We start from the raw sequence: 5,037 nt of genomic DNA on the forward strand, positions 1-5,037 counted from the left end.
TGACAGCTTTGCCTTGTTTCCGCCTATACCTGTCCCATCTCCTTACTTCTCGATGTTCCCTCTTTAAAATGGATCAATCCTCACCCGCAATCATCATCCGCATAAAAAAAGTATAAATCAATTATAAATTTGTTGAAACTATTTGGAACCTCATCCGTAAATAAAGAAAGTTCGCATTGGAGGGGCAGTCATGATTCTGCTTTTACGTCTTATTTTATTACTTTTATTCATTTTTCTAATATACAGCGCGGTGAAGTATTTATTCCACCCGAAAAGAAAGCTGGAGCTTGCTCATGAACAGAAGCGCTTTTTCTTATTGGATGATCAAGACAATGTCCGCAAGAATTTCTTATTAACATATAAGGGAGTTTTATTTGAGGGTGAAAAGTATTTAGGCACGACGCCGTCTGCTTTTGAGGTTGTTTCCATTTTTATTTGGCCTAAAAAAACTTCGGCCTTAAAAGGGCTTGTCCTTGAGGATTTCCAATTCATTGAACGGAAAATCCGTGAAAGCTATCCAGTGGCCAAAATTGACTGGAAAAGCCCAATTAAGGAATTCATGGCGAATCAGGACCAGAATGATGAGATATAAAATGTAAAAGCGTCCGAAATATTCCGGACGCTTTTTCTTATGTTGTTCTATCAAAAAATTCACGCCATTTTATGAAGGTAATTTTCTCTCGCAACAAATAGGCTAACAGCAAAAATACCATCATCATAAAAAGCCCTGTAAATGAGCTGAATTCTCCGACATACTCGCCGAATATCGTATAAAAGATAACGAATGGAATATTCGCAAGAAATGAAGCAATCATAAAATCTTTAAAATTGCTTTTCCGGTCGTAAAGGCAAAAGCTTAGCAGCTGGTAATGAATCACCGGCACAAGCCTCAACAGCGCGACCTGGGCGACGGTCAAATCCCTGAAGCGCCCTACCAGCCTTTTTTTCAGCCTGCTTAGCTTGTTCATCATTTCTGGAATCTGTCTCATTAAAAAGTAGAATAATATACTTGCACCCGACAAGCCGAGCAGCGAATATACAATTCCGGGTACGACCCCAAACATTAATCCTCCAGCAATACAGACAACCGCAGGAGGTATGAATACAAATTGGCGGAAAACATGAAACAAGATAAACAACACTGGTGCAAACCAGCCTCCAGATTCCACAACAATCAGCAGCATTGACCACGCATCATCCATTCTTGTCACCTGCCTGCTAAGTCTTTGTTGCTACTAGCTTATAGAATCATACAAGCTGTTATGCCAAAAGCTTAAATAAATATGTAAATATACCAATCTCAATTATCGCAAGCAGCGGCAACCCATATTTAAACTGGGCATGCTTCGTCTTATGCCTGTAATGCTTCATACCAGCTGCTGCCCCGATTGCTCCTCCAAAAAAAGCAATATTCCACAGAGTTTTTTCGCTTATTCGATAATGATTGTTCCTTGCCCGCTTTTTATCCATTCCCATGATAAAAAAGCCCGCAAGGTTCATAATAAAAATCAAGCCAGCCAAACTCCAAATCCCCACATCTTCACGTCCTCTTTATGTTGTATGAGATTCATTATATCTTAAAAAAAGAAAAAACCATCCTCTGGAGAGAATGGTTATCTTCATTACTTGTTGAATTGTTGCTTAGCTGTTTCAGCCAATTGAGCGAATGCTGCTGCATCGCTTACTGCTAGTTCAGCAAGCATCTTGCGGTTTACTTCGATACCTGCAAGCTTAAGGCCGTGCATCATACGGCTGTAAGAAAGGCCGTTCATGCGAGCTGCTGCGTTGATACGAGCAATCCAAAGTTTGCGGAAGTCGCGCTTCTTCTGGCGACGGTCGCGGAATGCATACATTAGGGATTTCATAACCTGCTGGTTAGCAACCTTGTATAATGTATGTTTTGAACCGTAATAACCTTTTGCTAATTTAATGACTTTTTTACGACGCTTGCGCGTAACTGTACCGCCTTTTACACGTGGCATGTAATTTCCCTCCTATATAAATCGAGCTCGCTCGAATTTACTTAATGTTGTCAAGCATGTGACGAATGCGTTTGAAATCGCCTTTAGAAACGATTGCAGATTTGCGAAGCTTACGCTTAGCTTTTGTAGACTTGTTAGCAAATAAGTGGCTAGTGTAAGCGTGTGAACGCTTAAGCTTGCCAGTTCCAGTTTTCTTGAAACGCTTGGCAGTGCCGCGGTGAGTTTTCATTTTTGGCATAGGGACTTCCTCCTCGTTACTTTTCAGTTTTAGGTGCTAGAACTAGGAACATGCTTCGGCCATCCATTTTCGGATGTGATTCAATTGTCGCTACTTCTTTGCAAGCTTCAGAGAAGCGATCAAGAACACGCTGACCGATTTCCTTATGGGTTATAGCACGGCCCTTAAAACGGATTGATGCTTTAACCTTATCGCCTTTTTCCAGGAACTTGATAGCATTGCGCAACTTTGTGTTAAAGTCATGCTCATCAATTGACGGACTAAGACGGACTTCTTTAGTTGTGATGATTTTTTGATTCTTACGTGCTTCTTTTTCTTTCTTTTGCTGTTCGAACTTGAATTTTCCGTAGTCCATGATTCGGCCTACAGGAGGCTTCGCGTTCGGAGCAACAAGGACAAGATCAAGATTTACACGTGTTGCGATCTCAAGAGCCTCAGCTTTGGATTTAATTCCTAATTGCTCGCCATTTTGATCGATCAGACGAATTTCGCGAGCACGAATTCCCTCGTTTAGTATCATCGCATCTTTGCTAATAATTAGCCACCTCCAGGGTTTTATCGAATACATTGTCAAGGAGAAGAAGTACATTGCCAAGGCCGAAGCCTTATCTTGCTCACACAATGACATACGATATAGTCCAATTTTTATTTTGCAATAAAAAAAGTGCAGGCGACGACACCCACACTTACGGAAACAAAATAATTAGACGTTTACGTATTACCTGCCAACAGCTGAAATGCGTCAGCCAGGTGAGAAGCGGGTGCTTCTTCTTTCCTAAAACTTGTATTCAGTTCACTCTTGCTAATATAGCATAAAGAAATTAATGTGTCAAACGAATCACTTTCGTTAACTGCAACAAAAAGTATTGTATCAGATAGAAATACAGGCTGCAATACTTTTTTTTAGGCATAAGTAAATTTCCCTGCGAAAAGTAGTCGCTAAATCATAACTATCATGATAATTTGTCACTGCCTCATTGCTTATTTCTTGCTATAATTATTGGTAGAAATAGACAAGAAAGCTGGTGTACAAATGCTGATCGCGATTATTATCACCGGTGTGGTCACTGGATTGCTCGCTGGCACCGCATTGAAATTTTTCAGGACTGGCTACGGTTTTTCCAATGATATTGACAATACGCCTGTTAACATAAAATCCTGCCGGAATTGCGGTGAAAGAATACCGCGCAGCTATACAAAAAATTTATGTCCAACGTGTTCCAAACCTATAGAATAATAGCTATAAAATAAGAGGAGCCTGGAGCTCCTCTTATTTCATATTAAGCTTTTCTTATTTCTTCGCTTCTTTCCTGAATGACTCCAGGAATTCATCAAAGGCAATTGTGTCTGATTTCTGTTCGCCGTATTTACGGACGTTGACTGCTTTTTCTGCTACTTCATTGTCACCGACTACGAGCATATAAGGAACTTTTTGCATTTGCGCTTCGCGGATTTTGTAGCCGATTTTTTCGTCACGGCCATCGATTTCAACACGGAAGCCTTCTGCTTTAAGCTTCTCTTTGATTTCTCTTGCATAGTCATAGTGGACTGAAGGAGATACCGGAATAATCTGTGCCTGTACTGGAGCCAGCCAAGTCGGGAATGCCCCTTTGTACTCTTCGATCAGGAAGGCTACAAAGCGTTCCATAGTCGATACGACGCCACGGTGGATAACGACAGGACGATGGTGCTTGCCGTCTTCGCCGATATAAGTCAGGTCAAATCGCTCTGGAAGCAAGAAGTCAAGCTGGACTGTTGAAAGAGTCTCCTCTTTGCCAAGGGCAGTCTTGACCTGGACATCAAGCTTCGGTCCGTAGAATGCTGCTTCGCCTTCAGCCTCGAAATATTCAAGACCCATCTCATCCATCGCTTCTTTCAGCATAGCTTGAGCCTTTTCCCACATCTGATCATCATCGAAGTACTTTTCCTTATCTTCAGGATCTCTGTAGGATAGACGGAAGGAATAGTCATTCATATCAAAATCCTTGTAGACTTCAAGTACAAGCTCTACTACACGTTTGAACTCTTCCTTGATCTGATCAGGGCGGACAAAGAGGTGAGCATCGTTCAAAGTCATGCCGCGCACACGCTGCAACCCAGCCAGTGCACCGGACATTTCGTAACGGTGCATTGTTCCAAGCTCAGCTATCCTGATTGGAAGCTCCCTGTAGCTATGGATGCTATTTTTGTACACCATCATATGGTGCGGACAGTTCATTGGTCTTAAAACAAGCTGTTCATTTTCCATTTCCATGACAGGGAACATGTTTTCCTGATAGTGATCCCAGTGTCCTGAAGTTTTATAAAGTTCGACACTTCCCATTACCGGAGTGTAGACATGATCATATCCAAGGCTGACTTCTTTATCAACAATATAGCGTTCGATGATGCGGCGGATTGTTGCACCTTTCGGAAGCCATAAAGGAAGCCCCTGGCCTACCTTCTGTGAATTAGTAAATAAGTTAAGTTCCTTGCCAAGCTTGCGATGGTCACGTTCCTTTGCTTCTTCCAACAGTCTCAAGTGCTCCTTCAGGTCTTCCTTTTTGAAGAAAGCTGTACCGTAAATTCTTTGGAGCATCTTGTTGTCACTGTCACCGCGCCAGTAAGCACCGGCAATGCTCAACAATTTGAATTCCTTCAGTTTGCCAGTTGATGGGACGTGTACCCCACGGCAAAGGTCGACAAAGTCTCCCTGTTCATAAAGAGTGACCTTCTCATCCGCGGGAATCGCTTCAATCAATTCAAGCTTATAAGGGTCACCAAGCTCTTTGAAAAACTTGACAGCATCCTCACGGCTTACTTCTTTACGGACAATCT

The 5,037-nt window shown here is 42.0% G+C and carries 7 protein-coding genes and 1 other annotated feature; of the genes, 1 reads left to right on the top strand and 6 read right to left on the bottom strand.

From position 1 onward, the window contains the following. The first annotated feature begins 190 nt into the window (after positions 1–190). Positions 191–592, top strand: a complete 402-nt coding sequence (locus J7E32_RS23375; RefSeq protein ID WP_214905837.1) for a sigma-w pathway protein ysdB — start codon at positions 191–193, stop codon at positions 590–592. Positions 593–629: 37 nt separating this feature from the next. On the opposite strand, the gene J7E32_RS23380 is transcribed toward J7E32_RS23375, so the two are convergent. The 6 genes from J7E32_RS23380 to thrS form a co-directional block, all read right to left on the bottom strand. Continuing rightward, positions 630–1,202, bottom strand: coding sequence for a TVP38/TMEM64 family protein (locus J7E32_RS23380; RefSeq protein ID WP_214905838.1), 573 nt, complete (start codon positions 1,200–1,202; stop codon positions 630–632). Positions 1,203–1,260: 58 nt separating this feature from the next. Continuing rightward, complete coding sequence (locus J7E32_RS23385; protein ID WP_353654028.1) at positions 1,261–1,536, bottom strand: DUF1294 domain-containing protein; 276 nt, start codon at positions 1,534–1,536, stop codon at positions 1,261–1,263. A gap of 86 nt (positions 1,537–1,622) precedes the next feature. Beyond that, entirely contained in the window at positions 1,623–1,982 is a 360-nt protein-coding gene (rplT, locus tag J7E32_RS23390; RefSeq protein WP_041967619.1) for a 50S ribosomal protein L20, read from the bottom strand. A gap of 37 nt (positions 1,983–2,019) precedes the next feature. After that, complete coding sequence (rpmI, locus tag J7E32_RS23395; RefSeq protein WP_023627047.1) at positions 2,020–2,220, bottom strand: 50S ribosomal protein L35; 201 nt, start codon at positions 2,218–2,220, stop codon at positions 2,020–2,022. A 16-nt stretch (positions 2,221–2,236) separates the two neighbouring features. Beyond that, positions 2,237–2,758: a translation initiation factor IF-3 gene (gene infC / locus J7E32_RS23400; protein WP_214906305.1), complete on the bottom strand. Its 522-nt coding sequence runs from the start codon at positions 2,756–2,758 to the stop codon at positions 2,237–2,239. 114 nt (positions 2,759–2,872) lie between these two features. Then, positions 2,873–2,999, bottom strand: a sequence feature (ribosomal protein L20 leader region). Between the two features lie 512 nt (positions 3,000–3,511). After that, positions 3,512–5,037, bottom strand: a 1,526-nt coding sequence (gene thrS, locus J7E32_RS23405) for a threonine--tRNA ligase (protein ID WP_214911828.1), incomplete at its 5' end; no start/stop codon positions are given.

This window comes from Bacillus sp. ISL-55, from assembly GCF_018613155.1.
In the GTDB taxonomy this organism is placed as follows: domain Bacteria; phylum Bacillota; class Bacilli; order Bacillales; family Cytobacillaceae; genus Mesobacillus.

Excerpts from the sequence above, each read along its gene's own strand:
- J7E32_RS23375 (WP_214905837.1), top strand. The coding sequence starts at position 191 with ATGATTCTGCTTTTACGTCTTATTTTATTACTTTTATTCATTTTTCTA.
- J7E32_RS23380 (WP_214905838.1), bottom strand. The coding sequence starts at position 1,202 with ATGGATGATGCGTGGTCAATGCTGCTGATTGTTGTGGAATCTGGAGGC.
- rplT (WP_041967619.1), bottom strand. The coding sequence starts at position 1,982 with ATGCCACGTGTAAAAGGCGGTACAGTTACGCGCAAGCGTCGTAAAAAA.
- rpmI (WP_023627047.1), bottom strand. The coding sequence starts at position 2,220 with ATGCCAAAAATGAAAACTCACCGCGGCACTGCCAAGCGTTTCAAGAAA.